Origin of the sequence: Micromonospora sp. WMMD956 (assembly GCF_029626125.1) — a bacterium.
GTDB classification, from domain to species: Bacteria; Actinomycetota; Actinomycetes; order Mycobacteriales; family Micromonosporaceae; genus Micromonospora; species Micromonospora carbonacea.
This window is the reverse complement of sequence record NZ_JARUBI010000005.1, coordinates 7,053,837-7,066,962: the sequence shown is the minus strand read 5'-3', so window position 1 is coordinate 7,066,962 and position 13,126 is coordinate 7,053,837. Positions and strand designations below refer to the sequence as shown.

General features: G+C 75.2%; 14 protein-coding genes. 3 read left to right on the top strand and 11 right to left on the bottom strand.

Features of this window, described 5'->3' with window-relative positions; all coding sequences use genetic code 11:
- Complete coding sequence (locus O7628_RS30615; RefSeq protein WP_278135843.1) at positions 1-1,323, top strand: glycosyltransferase; 1,323 nt, start codon at positions 1-3, stop codon at positions 1,321-1,323.
- 366 nt (positions 1,324-1,689) lie between these two features.
- Here O7628_RS30615 and O7628_RS30610 read toward each other — a convergent pair whose 3' ends face one another.
- From O7628_RS30610 to O7628_RS30565, 10 genes are read right to left on the bottom strand one after another with little or no spacing between them, the layout of a single operon-like run.
- On the bottom strand, positions 1,690-2,724 hold the full coding sequence (locus tag O7628_RS30610) for a LacI family DNA-binding transcriptional regulator (RefSeq protein ID WP_278135842.1): 1,035 nt from the start codon (positions 2,722-2,724) through the stop codon (positions 1,690-1,692).
- A gap of 39 nt (positions 2,725-2,763) precedes the next feature.
- The gene (locus O7628_RS30605) at positions 2,764-3,426 is read right to left on the bottom strand and encodes an SDR family oxidoreductase (protein WP_278135841.1); all 663 of its coding nucleotides are present in this window, start codon (positions 3,424-3,426) and stop codon (positions 2,764-2,766) included.
- A complete protein-coding gene (locus O7628_RS30600; RefSeq protein WP_278135840.1) occupies positions 3,423-4,205 on the bottom strand; it encodes an aldolase/citrate lyase family protein in 783 nt (260 codons plus the stop codon). Before O7628_RS30600 ends, O7628_RS30605 begins: the two co-directional genes overlap by 4 nt.
- Complete coding sequence (locus O7628_RS30595; protein WP_278135839.1) at positions 4,205-5,287, bottom strand: ABC transporter substrate-binding protein; 1,083 nt, start codon at positions 5,285-5,287, stop codon at positions 4,205-4,207. Before O7628_RS30595 ends, O7628_RS30600 begins: the two co-directional genes overlap by 1 nt.
- Positions 5,284-6,153 (bottom strand): ABC transporter permease, encoded by an 870-nt coding sequence (locus O7628_RS30590; protein WP_278135838.1) that lies wholly within the window; start codon positions 6,151-6,153, stop codon positions 5,284-5,286. The genes O7628_RS30595 and O7628_RS30590 overlap by 4 nt, the downstream gene beginning before the upstream one ends.
- Complete coding sequence (locus O7628_RS30585; protein WP_278135837.1) at positions 6,150-6,941, bottom strand: ABC transporter ATP-binding protein; 792 nt, start codon at positions 6,939-6,941, stop codon at positions 6,150-6,152. The genes O7628_RS30590 and O7628_RS30585 overlap by 4 nt, the downstream gene beginning before the upstream one ends.
- Position 6,942: 1 nt before the next feature.
- The gene (locus O7628_RS30580) at positions 6,943-7,881 is read right to left on the bottom strand and encodes a polysaccharide deacetylase family protein (RefSeq protein WP_278135836.1); all 939 of its coding nucleotides are present in this window, start codon (positions 7,879-7,881) and stop codon (positions 6,943-6,945) included.
- Entirely contained in the window at positions 7,875-9,353 is a 1,479-nt protein-coding gene (locus tag O7628_RS30575) for an MmgE/PrpD family protein (RefSeq protein WP_278135835.1), read from the bottom strand. Before O7628_RS30575 ends, O7628_RS30580 begins: the two co-directional genes overlap by 7 nt.
- Positions 9,350-10,381 carry a zinc-binding dehydrogenase gene (locus tag O7628_RS30570; protein WP_278135834.1) on the bottom strand — a complete coding sequence of 344 codons (1,032 nt, stop codon included), beginning with the start codon at positions 10,379-10,381 and terminating at the stop codon, positions 9,350-9,352. The genes O7628_RS30575 and O7628_RS30570 overlap by 4 nt, the downstream gene beginning before the upstream one ends.
- Positions 10,378-11,355 (bottom strand): asparaginase, encoded by a 978-nt coding sequence (locus tag O7628_RS30565; protein ID WP_278135833.1) that lies wholly within the window; start codon positions 11,353-11,355, stop codon positions 10,378-10,380. The genes O7628_RS30570 and O7628_RS30565 overlap by 4 nt, the downstream gene beginning before the upstream one ends.
- 228 nt (positions 11,356-11,583) lie before the next feature.
- Here O7628_RS30565 and O7628_RS30560 point away from each other — a divergent pair, with 228 nt between their 5' ends.
- A complete protein-coding gene (locus tag O7628_RS30560) occupies positions 11,584-12,264 on the top strand; it encodes a helix-turn-helix transcriptional regulator (RefSeq protein ID WP_278135832.1) in 681 nt (226 codons plus the stop codon).
- 97 nt (positions 12,265-12,361) lie between these two features.
- On the opposite strand, the gene O7628_RS30555 is transcribed toward O7628_RS30560, so the two are convergent.
- Positions 12,362-12,763 (bottom strand): VOC family protein, encoded by a 402-nt coding sequence (locus O7628_RS30555; protein ID WP_278135831.1) that lies wholly within the window; start codon positions 12,761-12,763, stop codon positions 12,362-12,364.
- A 206-nt stretch (positions 12,764-12,969) separates the two neighbouring features.
- Here O7628_RS30555 and O7628_RS30550 point away from each other — a divergent pair, with 206 nt between their 5' ends.
- A complete protein-coding gene (locus O7628_RS30550; protein ID WP_176734789.1) occupies positions 12,970-13,119 on the top strand; it encodes a hypothetical protein in 150 nt (49 codons plus the stop codon).
- Positions 13,120-13,126: the final 7 nt, after the last annotated feature.

The window sequence follows — 13,126 nt, the reverse complement described above, 5'->3', positions numbered from 1 at the left end:
ATGACCGCATCCACCGAGCCGCGCCCCACCGTGGACGCCCGCGTCGCCGCCCCGCCGGCGGTGCTCGACGTGGTGATCCCCGTCTACAACGAGGAAGCCGACCTCGGGCCCTGCGTGCGGCGGCTGCACGCGCACCTCACCGCGCACTTCCCGTACCCGTTCCGGATCACCGTCGCCGACAACGCCAGCACCGACGGCACCCTGGCCGTGGCCGACGCCATCGCCGCCGAGCTGCCGCAGGTCACGGTGCGGCACCTGGACGCCAAGGGCCGCGGCCGGGCGTTGCGGGCGGCCTGGTCGGCGTCGGACGCGCCGGTGCTGGCGTACATGGACGTGGACCTGTCCACCGACCTGGCCGCGCTGCTGCCGCTGGTCGCGCCGCTCATCTCCGGCCACTCCGACCTGGCGATCGGCACCCGGCTGGCCCGCACCTCCCGGGTCGTGCGGGGCGCGAAGCGGGAGGTCATCTCGCGCGGCTACAACCTGCTGCTGCGCGGCACCCTCGCGGTGAGCTTCTCCGACGCCCAGTGCGGGTTCAAGGCGATCCGCGCGGACGTGGCCGCCGGGCTGCTGCCGCTGGTGCGCGACACCGGGTGGTTCTTCGACACCGAGCTGCTGGTGCTGGCCCAGCGGGCCGGGCTGCGCATCCACGAGGTGCCGGTCGACTGGGTGGACGACCCGGACAGCCGGGTGGACATCGTCGCCACCGCCCTGGCCGACCTGCGGGGCATCTGGCGGCTGGGCCGGGCCCTGCTGACCGGGTCGCTGCCCCTGGCGGAGCTGCGCGCGCAGCTCGGCCGGGCCCCCCTCGCCGCGCCGCCGGCGCGGGTGCCCGTCGGGCTGCCCCGCCAGCTCGTCCGGTTCGCCGCGGTGGGGGTGGCGAGCACGCTGGCGTACCTCGTGCTCTTCGTCGCGACCCGGGGCGCGCTCGGCCCCCAGTGGGCGAACCTGACGGCGTTGCTGGTGACGGCCGTGGCGAACACGGCGGCGAACCGGCGGCTGACCTTCGGCATCAGCGGGGGCCGGCACGCCGGCCGCCACCACGTGCAGGGCCTGCTGGCGTTCGGCCTCGGCCTGGCGCTGACCAGCGGATCCCTGGCGGCCCTGCACGCCGTCGCGGCGGCGCCGCCCCGCGCGGTCGAGCTCACGGTGCTGGTGGCGGCCAACCTGGCGGCCACGGCCCTGCGTTTCGTGCTGCTGCGCGCCGCGATGCACCACCGCCGGCCGCCGTCGGCGCAGCGGGCTGCCCCGGCCGCGCCCGCCGCCGCCCGCCCGCAGGCGCGTGGCGACGCCGGCCACCCGCCGGTGCGTGACGCGGCGTGATGGACGGCCGGCGCGTGCCGTGGGTGTGCTCGACGGCCGGTGTGTGACGCCGTGCGATCGGCCGCCCCGGCCGGTGTGTGACGCCGTGCGATCGGCCGCCCCGGCCGGCGGCACCCCGGACCCGCCCTTTGCTCTGCACCCGGATACGCAACGGTTCACCGAGCGCAACCGGTGACCACTCCGCCCGCGCCCGGCGGCCACGAGGATGACCAGGTCGTCGCCCTGTTGCGGAGATGGGTGCAGAGCAAAGGGATCGGGAGGGCGGTGGCCGCGCGCGAGGGCCGTGACGCGGGGTGACGCGGGGAGACCCGAGAGCATGTCCTCCGCACCGGCCGTCCCGACTGCGGCGAACGGTGCGCAACGCGCTCAGGGAGTGGCGGGTTCCGGAGCTCCGGCGGCCTGTGGGACGAAGTCGCCGGTCGTGGCCCGCACGATCAGCTCGGGCGCGAGGCGCACCGACCCGGCTTCGCCCGAAGCCAGCAGGGCCAGGAGCGCGTGCAGGGCCTGCGCGCCCATGTCGCGCAGCGGCTGCCGGATGGAGGTGAGCGGCACCAGCAGTTGGGCGTCCACGTCGATGTCGTTGTAGCCGACGACGGCGACCTGCCGGCCGACCCGCAGGCCGTGGTCACGCAGGGTGCCCATCGCGCCGATGGCGGCGAAGTCGTTGACGGCGAAGACGCCGTCCGGCTGCCCGACCTCGAGCAGCCGGGCCATCGCCGACGCCCCGCCGGCCACGTCGAAGCTCGACGGGGCCACCCACCTCGGGTCCACCGGCACCCCCCGGGCCTTCGCCGCCGCGAGGAAACCGGCGACCCGGTCGGCCGAGGTGCTCGCGTGGTCGGGGCCTGCGACGACCGCCAGCCGTCGGCACCCGATGTCGATCAGGTGGTCGGCGGCCAGGCGCCCGCCGAAGCGGTCCCGGCCGGTGACCGAGGGGTGACCCCGGGATGCGCGACTGACCAGCACGAACGGCACCTGTTCGGCGGCGAGCCTGGCCAGGGCGGGGTCGGTGCGGCGGGCGTCGCCGATGATGAGCCCGTCCACCCGTTCCCCGATGAAGCGCCGGATCCGCAGCGCCCGCGCCTCGTCGTCGTCCCAGGAGCTGCTGACGACCGCCTGGTAGCCGGCGCTCGCGGCGGCGGCGTCGATGCCCTCGAACACGGTGGCCAGCACGATGTCGGTGATCCGGGGGACCAGCACCCCGATCACCCCGGTCTTGCCGCTGCGCAGGCTCGCCGCCCACCGGTCCCGGTGGAACCCGAGCTCCTTCGCCGCGTCGACGATCCGGGTCGCCGTGGCGGGGCTGACCCGGACGTCGTCGCCGCGCAGGACGCGGGAGACCGTGGAGACGTGCACGCCGGTGAAGCTGGCGACATCCCGCAACGTCACCCGTTTGTTCACAGTGCCTCCCGCGCCGCCGTCGAACCGGTCCCCGGCAACCTAGCTGAGATGACTGCCGCCGTTCACATCGAAGGTCATCCCGGTGACCGTGGCGCAGGAGTCCGACAGCAGGAACAGCACGATGTCGGCGATCTCCTCCGCCGCGGCGACCCGTCCCAGCGGCATCCGTCCCCGCAGGGCCGCCTTCTGCTGCGCGGTGAGCCGGTCGTGCATCGGTGTCGCCACCGGGCCGGGCGCGACGGCGTTGACCCGCACCCCGCGCGGCCCGTAGTCGACGGCCAGGTGCCGCATCAGGCCGAGCACCCCGGCCTTCGCCGCCGCGTACGCCGTGCCCGAGAGCCGGGTCCCGCCGTCGCGGGCGTTGAGGCTGCTCATCAGCACCAGCGACCCGCCGCCCCGGGCCGCCATCCGGGGCACCACCGCCTGACTCACCACGAAGGCGGACGTGAGGTTGTTGCGCAGCGTCCGCTCCCACTCGGCGAGGCTGGTCTCCTCGATGCCGCCCGCGCTGACCACCCCGGCGAGGTGCGCCACGCGGTCCGGGGTGCCGACCGCGTCGACGAACTCTCCCACCGCCACCGGGTCGGCGGCGTCCACCCCGGTCGTCACGTCGACGACGTGCACCGTTTCGCCCCGGCTGCGCGCCGCCGCGACCACGGCCGCGCCGATCCCGCTGGCCCCGCCGGTCACCAGAAGGGTCATGCCGCACCTCCCAGGATCTGTTCGCGTGCCTCTCGGTACATGGTGGACAGCAGCATCTCCGGCTGCGAGTAGACGACGAACCGGACGCCCCGGTCGATCCACCGGCGGGCCTCCTCGGGGGAGTAGGCCAGCATCCCGGCGACCCGGCCGGCGGCGACCACCCGGTCGACGAACCCGACCGCGTGCTTCTCCACCTCGGGATGGGTCGGCTGGTAGCCCAGGCCCAGCTTGACCGACAGGTCGGCGCGGCCGAGCATGAGCACGTCCAGGTCGGCGGCGAGGATGTCGTCCAGATTGGCCAGCCCGGCGGGCGTCTCGACCAGGGCGACGGTGGTCGTGTTCTCCGCCGCCCACGCCAGGTACCGGTCGAAGTCGCCCCGGGCGGTGCCGTGCCCGGCGGCGCGGGCCGCCGAGCACAGTGTCCGGTCCCCCGCCGGGGGATAGCGGGTCAGCCGGGCCGCCTCGGCGGCCTGCGCCCCGGTCTCCACCAGGGGCAGCACCACCCCGCCGGCCCCGCTGTCCAGGGACCACAGGAGGTCCTTCTCCTCGATCCGGCGCAGCCGGACCAACGGGGTGGTCCCCGCCGAGCCGGCCGCCCGCACCATCGCCAGCACGCTCTGCTCGTCGGCGGCGGCGTGCTCGGTGTCGATGACGAGGAAGTCGTAACCGAGGACGCCGAGGATCTCACCGAGCGCCGGTTCCTGGAGCAGGGTGAGGCTGCCCAGGGCGACCCCGCCGTCGCGCAGGACGGTGGCCAGCCGGCTCGGACGGGGGTACATCAGGACTCCAGCTTCTGCACCGAGGAGCAGTCCCGGTTCACCGGCACCTCACCGACGATCTTCAGGGCGGCGTCGACGACGGAGCCGTCGTGCCACCCGGAGACCTCCGGCAGCTTCTCGATGATCTTGTTGTCGAGCAGCCACTTGCCGTCCTCGGCGACCACCGTCGCGGTGTCCACCCGCCCGTTGGGGTCCATGTACGGCCACTGGTCGGTGCCGTAGAGCTTGCCGATCGTCTCGGCCGGGACCTTGGTCCGCTCGGAGACGATCTTGACGACCTCGTCCCGGTTGGCCGGGTCCTGGTAGAAGCGGACGCCCTCCAGCCAGCCGGCCATCCACCGGGCCGCCACCTCGGGGCGCTTGTCGATGAAGTCCTGGGACATGGTGATGAGGCCCTGCTCCTGGTTGGGGGCCACCTCGTTCATCGCCAGCATCCGCTTGGCCTGCCCGTCGCTGATGAGCTGGTACGCCAGCGGCTCCACGAGGAAGCCGGCGTCGACCGCCCCGCTCTTGAGCGCGTTGGCGGTGTCCGGGTAGCTCAACGTCACGACCTGCCCGAGGTCCGACTGCTTCAACCCGACCTGCCCCAGCGCCCGGTCCAGCCAGTACTCGGTGCTCGACCCCTTGGCCAGGATGGCCACCTTCTTGCCCTTGAGGTCGGCGATGCCCTTGAGCCCGCCGTCGTACGCGGCGGTCCGGGCCAACAGCAGGTTGTCCGACGCGCACCGGTACTGCTGACGGTCGGCGACCACCCGCACCCGCAGGCCCTGGTTGACCGCGTTGAACAGCGCGCCGCCGGTGCCGGGGATGTTCACGTCCAGCTTGCCCTGTCCCTGCACCGCCAGCCGGGAGTAGATGTCGGCGTTGCTGAACTCCACCTCGACGTCGTGCTTGCCGAAGAAGCCCTTCGCGTCGGCCACCATCATCGGCGCCAACGACAGGATCTCCAGCGAGTTCACCGTCACCTTGTCGGGCCCGCCGGACCCGGTCGACTCCGCCGCGTCGTCACCGCACGCGGCGGTGCCGAGCAACAGCGAGACGCCCAGCACCCCGGCGAGCACACCCGTCCTCGTCAATCTCATTTCTGACCCTCCGTCCAGCCGAAGAAGCGTCGCTGCACCCGCAACGTCACCGTGGTGAGCAGGAAGCCCATCGCCGCGATGACCGCGAGCGTGGCGTACATGTTGTCGATCTGATAGATCTGCCAGTAACGCCAGGTCATCGACCCGATCCCGTCACTGGCGGCAAGGAACTCGCCGGCGATGGTGCCCAGCAGGGCCAGCCCGGCGGCCAGCCGGATGCCGGCGAAGATGGACGGCAGCGCGCCGGGCAGGATGATCTTCCACAGGATCTGCTGCCGGCCGGCGCCCAGGTTGCGGGCCATCAGGATGAGCCGCTCGTCGACCTGGAGCACCCCGGACATCGCGTTCACCACCGCGGGGAAGAACGAGATGATCCCGGCGAGCACCACGATCGGCTGCCCGCCGGTGCCGAAGATGACCAGCAGCAGCGGCAGGATGGCCACCACCGGGATCGGGTAGGTGATCGCGATCAGCGGGTCGACCAGCACCCGGATCCAGCGGGACCGGCCCATCGCGATGCCGAGCAGGGTCGCCGGGATCACGCCGAGCAGGAACCCGAGCAGGATCCGCCGCGCCGTGATGCCGACGTTCGGCAGCAGCTCACCGGAGGTGACGAGCCCGACCAGGGCCCGGACGCACTCCGACGGGGCGGGGAAGAACGTCTCGTCGATCAGTCCCGCCGTGCTGCCGGCCTGCCACAGCAGCAACACCACGGCCACCGGGACGATGCTGCCCGCGCCGCTGCTGAGCAGCCGGAACAGCCGGCCCGGTGGGCGTTCCGCCCGTGGGTCCACCGCGTAGCGGACCACCGGCGGCGCGGGCTGCCCGGCCGCCCGGTCGCGGGTCGGCACGCTGCTCTCGCTCATCGTTCCCCCTTCGCTTCGGCCCACTCGGCGGCCAGGGTGGCGTCCCGCAGTTGCGCCCACAGGTGGCGCTTCAGCTCCGTGAAGCGCGGGTCCAGCTCCACGTCACGGTCGCGGGGCCGGGGGAACGGCACCCGGATCTCCTCCACCACCCGGGTGGGCCGGGGGCCGAGGACGATGATCCGGTCCGCCAGCAGCAGCGCCTCCTCGATGCTGTGCGTGATGAACAGGACCGTCTTGCGGTTGCGCGACCAGACCTGGAGGAGCTCGTCCTGCAGCAGGGTCCGGGTCTGCGCGTCGACGGCCGCGAACGGCTCGTCCATCAGCAGCACCTCGGGGTCGCTGGCCAGCGCCCGGGCGATGCCGGCGCGTTGGCGCATCCCGCCGGAGAGCTCGTGCGGCTTGGCGTCGGCGAACGCCTCGATGCCCATCATCGCCAGGTGCTCCCGGGCGACCTCCCGACGCCGCCGGGCCGAGACCCCTCGCAGCTCCAGCCCGAACGCGACGTTGTCCACGATGGAGCGCCAGGGGATCAGCGCGTAGTCCTGCCAGACGATCGAGGTGAGGAAACCCTCGGCGCCGCGGTCCCCGACGAACCGGATCTCCCCGCTGTCGGGCCGGCGCAGGCCGCCCAGCAGCCCCAGCAGCGTCGACTTGCCGCACCCGCTCGGCCCGATGACGCAGACGAACTCCTGCGCCTCCACGGCCGTGCTCAGGTTGCCGACCACCGACAGCCGCGAACCGTCGGCGCGCGGGTAGCCCTTGGCCACGTTGTCGATCTCGATACGCATCTCAGCGACCCCCGTGCGCGGGCAGGTCCGGGTAGTTGGCGTGCCACCAGTCGGCGATGTCGCGGCGGCGGGCGAACCAGACCCCGGGCAGCTCCTGCGCCCAGGCGATGAGGTCACGCAGCGCCGAGGCGCGGCCGGCCTGGCCGATCAGCCGGGCGTGCAGGCCGATGGAGATCATCTTCGGGAAGGTCTCGCCCTCCTCCCACAGGTACTCGATGCCGCGCCGACAGTTCTCGAAGAAGTCCGTGGGGTTGGCGTAGCCGGGGCTGAAGGCGAACCGGCCGTCGTTGTACGTGTGGGTGTAGGGCACGACGAGGTGCCGCGTGCCCGCCACGTCCACCCAGTACGGCAGGTCGTCGTTGTAGGCGTTGGAGTCGTACCGGAAGCCGCCCTCCTCGACGAGCAGCCGCCGGGTCCGTTCCGACGGCGCGTACCGGGAGTACCAGCCCACCGGCCGCTCGCCGCACAGCTCGCCGATCAGGTCCACCGCCCGCCGGATCTCCGCGCGCTCCTGCTCCTCGGTCATGCCCGACGGCTCCCGCCACCGCAACCCGTGGGAACAGATCTCGTGACCGGCCTCGACGAACGCCTTCGTCAGGGGCCGGTTACGGGCCAGCGCCTCGGCGCAGCCGTACACCGTGACCGGCGTGTCCATCCGCTCGAACAGCCGCAGCAGCCGCCACGCCCCGGCCCGGCTGCCGTACTCGTACACGGACTCCTGGGACAGGTCGCGGTGCGCCGCGCTGGTCGGGGTGTACGAGATCTCGCCCACCCACTCGTTGACGTCGTCGCCGTCGAGGAGGCTGTGCTCGGCGCCCTCCTCGTAGTTGAGGCACAGGCTGACCGCGACCCGCGCGCCGCCGGGCCACTCGACGCGGGGCAGGTCCGCCCCGTAGCCGAGGAAGTCCCGCTCGGTGCCGGGTTCCACTCTGCTCACCATGAAGCCGTGTCCTTTCTGCGGGAGGTGCCCGGCGCGGCGGGGGCCGGCCCCGGGCCGCCGGTGGGGGACGACGCCTCGCCGCGCACGGGCGCGGTGAGGTGCCGCAGGGAGGCGGAGCCGGGCGCCTGGGCCAGCGCCCGCAGCAGCTCCGTGGCACCGGCCGGCGGACCGGCCGTGCGCAGCAGCGCGGCGTCCACGGCGGCCAGCTCGTCCGGCGACAGCGGGGCCTCCCGGTCGCCGGGGTGGAAGCGGGCCCGGGCGGTGTGCCGCCGGCCGGCCCGGTCGCGCAGCTCAACCACGGCCGGGCGGCCGTGCGGGTAGCCGTCGTCCAGGCCGGGGTCGTGGTGGACCGTGACCCGCGCGGCGATCCGGGCCGCCTCGGCGTGCCGGGCCGCCTCGACCCGTCCGTCGGCGACGCCGGGGTCCAGGCCCAGCAGCCCGCAGGCCACAGCCCAGGGGATGCTGAACTGCCGGGCCAGCCGGTTGGCGGGGAACCGCTCGGCGAGCAGGGCCGCGCCGGCGTAGGTGTGCACGGTGACCGCGGCGACGTCGACGCCCCGGACGTCGCGGGCCAGCGACCGCGCCGCCGTCCAACCGGTGAGGGCGTGCGCGCACACCCCGACCGGCTTGAAGTAGGCGTCGGGCAGCAGCGGCTGGGTCGCCAGGGCGGCGTCGACCCCCACCGGGGTGGGCGGGCCCTGGTGGGCGGTACGGCCGAGGTGGGCCGTCGCCGGCCCGGTCGCCGGGAAGCCGTCGCGCACCAGGTACGCGACCGTCAGACCGGCGGCGGTGCCGAATGCGGGCAGCAGGTGGTGGGCCGGCGTCCCCCGCCGGGTCGAGTCGTCGGGGCCGGCCAGCGCGACGGTCAGCGCCAGGTTGACGGCGTCGGCGATGCCGGCGGTGTCCAGCCCCGCGACCACCCCGGCGGCGGCCGCCGCCGCTGCGGTGCCCCAGCCGCCGTGCGGGTGCACCCCGGCACGCAGCGGGCCCAGCAGCAGGCCGAGGCGGGCGCCCACCTCCCAGCCGACGGCCAGGGCGCGCAGCAGCGTCCGCAGGTCGCCGTCGGCGTCCTCGGTCGCGGCCAGGGCGGCGGCGTACGCGTGCAGGCCGGGGTGCCCGCGGGCCTCCCGGAGCCCCTCGTCGCACTGGGTGGTGGTGATCGCCGCCGCCGTCGCGGCCGCGGCCCGGTCGGGGGAGTCCGTCGCGCCCTGGGCAGCCAGCAGGGTGCACCGCCCGTCGGGGCGGCCGGGCGGGGCGAGGCCGGCCGGCAGGTGACCGCGGGCGGCGACCGCGTTGGCGGTCAGCCGGGCCGCGACGCGCCGGACCTGCTGCTGCCCGGCAGCGGTGGCCAGCAGCGCGTCTGCGGCGGCGACGCCCGTGGCCACCAGTTCGGGCAGCACCTCGCCGTCGGGCGCGACGGCCGCCCGGCCGACGGGGGCCGGGTCGCCGGGGCGGCCGGTCCGGGGGCTCATGGGGCGATCACCTGCTTGCCGAGCACCCGACGCTGGGCCAGCGCCCGGTGCGCGTGCGCGGCGTCGGCCAGCGGGAGGACCGCGTCGACGCGGGGGCTGAGCCGTCCCGCCGCGACCAGCGCCAGCACCCGGGCGATCTCGTCGGGCCGCTGGCTGCGGGAGCCGCGCAGCTCGTACTCGTTGCGGAACGTCTCGATCACGTCCAGGCGCGGGTGCTCGCCGGCGTGCCCACCGGCGACGACCATCCGGCCGGTCGGCGCGAGGGTGCCGAGGGCGGCCTCGAACACGTCGCCGCCGATGTGCTCGACGATCACGTCGAACCCGGCGCCCCCGGTCGCCGCGCGGGCGCGCTGCGGCCAGTCGTCGTCGCGGGTGCTCAGCACCGCGTCGGCGCCGAGGGCGGAGACGAAGTCGGCCTTCGCCGGGTCGCCGATGAGCCCGACCACGCGGGCGCCGCCGAGCTTGGCGAGCTGGACCACGGCGTGTCCCAGCCCACCGGCGGCGCCGGGGGCGAGGACCCACTCGCCGGGGGCCAGCCGCCCGATCGAGTAGAGGGTGCGCCAGGCCGTGCCGAAGGAGATGGGCGTCGACGCGGCCAGCACCGGGTCGAGGTCGCCGATGTCCAGCAGGCCCCGGCCGGAGACGACGGCGTGCCGCGCGTAGCCGCCCCACCGGGTGATCCCCGGCATGTCCGCCCGGGGGCAGAGGTTCGCCCGCCCGGTCAGGCACCGTTCGCACCCGCCGCAGGGGGTGTTCGGCAGCGCCAGGACGCGGTCGCCGGGACGGCGGCCGGCCACGGCGTCGCCCACCGCCTCCACCACCCCGACGATCTCGCGGCCGAGCACGTGGGGCAGGCGCAGGTCCATCCGGGACACGCCGCTGCGCAGGTCGGCGTCGAGGTGGTTGACGGCGACGGCGAGCACGCGCAGCCGGACCTCGTCCGGACGGGGCTCGGCAAGCTCCGGCTCGGCGAGGGTGAGCACGTCCGGGCCGCCGTACTCGTTCATCATCACGGCTTCGGTCTTCACGGTCGGCGTCCTTCCACCAGGTTCGACAGCGCCTGCGGCACCGCGTCGGGTCCATCGAGGGCCAGGGCCAGGGCCAGGGCGACCCGCGCCTGGCTGCCGGTGAGGTCCCCGGCGAAGAGCGCGCCGGCCCGGGCCAGGTCGGCCCCGCCGCCGGAGTAGATGGGCCGGACCCGTCCCGCCCCCGTCCGGCTGGTGATGGCCACCGGCACGCCCTGCTCGTGCGCCTCGCGGACGGCCTCGGCGACGGAGGGCGGGGCGTTGCCGGCCCCGAACGCCTCGACGACGACGCCCGCGGCCCCGGCCCGCAGCGAGGCGCGCAGGTGGGTGCCGTCGGCCCCGGCGACGAGCTTGACCAGGTCGACCCGGGGCAGCCGGTCGGGCACGGGGCGGCCCGCGTAGTGGCCGCCCCGCACCGGGGCCGACAGCCGCAGGACCCCGTCGGGGTCCACCAGCGCCAGCGCGCCGGCCGGGCCGCCGGAGAACGCCGAGACCGCCGAGGTGTGCACCTTGCGGCCCTCCACGGCGGCGCAGGCCACCCCGCCGAGCACGATCGCTGCGCCGACCGGCTCCGGCGCGGTGGCCACCCGGATCGCGTCGAGGAGGTTGCGTGCGGCGTCGGAGTCCGGCTCGTCGGCGCCGCGCTGCGCGCCGGTCAGCACGACGCGGGCGTTCCGGCTGGTCAGCTGGCCGGTGAGGTATGCGGCCTCCTCCAGCGTGTCGGTGCCGTGCGTGACGACCACCCCCGCGAAGCCGCCGGTGAGCTTGGCGCGTACCGCGCGGACGGTGCCGAGCATGTCGTCGAGGGTCAGCGTGAAGCTCGGTCGGTGGGAGAGGTCGAAGCCGCAGATCTCGACGTCGGCCAGGTCCGGGACGTTCCCGAGCAGCTCGGCGACGGAGTCGGTCACCGCCAGGGTCCCGTCGGGAGCCAGGCGGGACGCGATCGTCCCACCGGTTGCCAACACCGCGATCCGCACCGGACCACCCTCCTGCGCAAACGATTGCTCACTTGGCTGGAGAGCGTTGCACAAACGTTCGCCCTGCACAAGAGCTGCGACAACGTCAGGGCGTGGAAAACTCGGGTTCGGCTGCCGGTGTGTGGCGGCGCGGTTTCCGGCGCATTGCCGAGGGGTGTTTCGCCCGATCTGCGCCGGGGCGTGGGGCGCGTTCTCCGGGCGGCGCGGCGGCGTGGAATGCTGGGCCGGATGTACCAGGAACGGCCGGCGGCCCTGCCCGGCGCGGTGCTGTGGACCGCCACCAGCGACGGCACCCCGAGCCGGGTGCTGCCCGACGGCTGCCTCGACCTGCTCTGGTCCAGCCGCGCCGGGCTGCTGGTCGCCGGTCCCGACCGCACGGCCCAGCTGAGCGTCTCCGCGCCGGGGGAGCGGTGGCTGGGGCTGCGGCTGCCGCCCGGCGTCGGCCCGGCGGTCTTCGGCGTCCCCGCCGACGCGCTGCGCGACGCCCGGGTGCCGCTGGAGTCGCTGTGGGGCCGGGCCGCCCGGGAGGCCGCCGAGCGGTTGGGCGGGCGGCCCACCGGCGCCGGGCTGGCGGCGCTCGCGGCCGACCGGCTCGCCGCGGCCGGCGGGCCCGACCCGCTGGGCACGCGCGTCGCCGGGCTGCTCGCCGCCGGGCGGCCGGTCGCCGAGGCCGCCGCCGAGGTCGGCCTGACCCCCCGGGCGCTGCACCGACGCTGCCGGGCCCTGTTCGGGTACGGCCCGAAGACCCTCGCCCGCATCCTGCGGATGCGCCGGGCGCTCGCCCTGGCCCGGGCCGGCACGCCGCTGGCCGAGGTGGCCGCCGTCAGCGGCTACGCCGACCAGGCCCACCTGAGCCGGGACGTGCGCGACCTGGCCGGCGTCCCGCCCGCCGTCCTGCTGCGCGGCTGAGCCGCCCCGGCCCGATGCGCTGCCGCCCGGCCCCGGCCCCGGCCCGCCCCGGCCGTGCCGCCCCGGCTCGCGCAGCCGCCGCCGCGCGGCGGCCCGGTCAGCCGGCCGTCGGCAGCGGGGCGAACAGGTCCACCCCGTTGCCCTCGGGGTCGTGCAGGACGGCGTACCGCTGGCCCCAGACCGCGTCCCACGGCGGCAGGTGGCCGTGGAACCCGGCCCCGGTCAGGTCGGCCCAGCAGCGGTCCACCTCCGCCGGGTCGGCGCACCGGAACGCCAGGCTCATCCGGGGCGAGCCGGTCGGCGGCGTCCAGCCCGGGTCGAAGGAACGGATCGTCTTTACCGTGTCCCAGGCCAGCCGCAGCCCGTTGTCCAACGTGACCTCCACGTGCGGCTCGGCCTCCGCGCCGGCCGGGATGTCCAGCCCCAGCCGGCGGTAGAAGTCGAGGGTGCGGGCCATGTCGGCGACGGTCGTGCCGACGAGGTCGAAGTGAGGTGTCATACCGCCGACCGTACGGCCGGGGCGACGTGGGCGTCTTGAACGGATCGGACACCGCGCCGATCGGCGGCCGGAGTGGCCGGTGTGGCCTCGACGGGGCCGGGCGTCGCGTACGGTGGCAATGAGACAAGTCCGGCTTTTGGGCATGAACACCCCAGATTGGCGGGTGCCCGGGGTCGGCTCCGAGACGGCGAGGGGAAGGAGCGGCCGTGATGCACCTGGCCTACCTGGATGCGGGATCCGGCAGCCTGATCGTGCAGGCGGTGGTCGGCGGGGTGGCCGGAGTGGCGGTGGCCGCGAAGCTCTACTGGCGTCGGCTGACGGCCCGGTACCGCCGCCAGCGCACCGACCGCTCCTGAGCGGGGG